Below are 600 nucleotides of genomic sequence, written 5' to 3' on the forward strand. Positions count from 1 at the left end.
GGGCATCACCACGGAGAGCGTCCATGCTGACGACCCGCCAGAAGCTGTGGCGCCACTACTGGTACGCAACCTTGCGCCTGTCCGACCTTGCCGACGGCCCCAAGCCCTTCACCCTGATGGGCGAGCGGATCGTGCTGTTTCTCGACGGCGAGGGCGAGCCCGCCGCGATGATGGACCGCTGCTGCCACCGCACCGCCCGGCTCTCGAAGGGCTGGTGCGAGGACGGCCTGATCGTATGCGGCTATCACGGCTGGGCCTATGACCGGCACGGCGCGCTCGCCCGCATCCCGCAATTCAGCCCGGAGCAGGTCGTGCCGCGGCTCGCGGTGAAGAGCTACCACTGCACCGCGAAGTACGGCTACGCCTGGGTCTGCCTGGAGGAGCCCTACGCGGCGATCCCCGAGATCCCCGAGGACACGATGCCCGGCTACCGGCGCATCCAGCAATTCCACGACGTGTGGAAGACCTCGCCCCTGCGCCTGATGGAGAACTCGTTCGACAACGCGCACTTCGCCTTCGTGCACCAGAACACGTTCGGGCAGATCAGCCAGCCGATCCCGGAAAAGTACGAGATCACCGAGACCGAGTACGGCTTCGAGG

Annotated in this window: 1 protein-coding gene; it reads left to right on the top strand. The window is 66.7% G+C overall.

Annotated features, from left to right (window positions below; all coding sequences use genetic code 11):
• Window positions 1–23: 23 nt before the first annotated feature.
• Window positions 24–600 (top strand): Rieske 2Fe-2S domain-containing protein (locus tag C1631_RS25305; protein WP_165828369.1); only part of this gene is annotated, 577 nt, incomplete at its 3' end.

The organism is Chryseobacterium phosphatilyticum (assembly GCF_002899825.2).
GTDB lineage: Bacteria > Bacteroidota > Bacteroidia > Flavobacteriales > Weeksellaceae > Chryseobacterium > Chryseobacterium phosphatilyticum.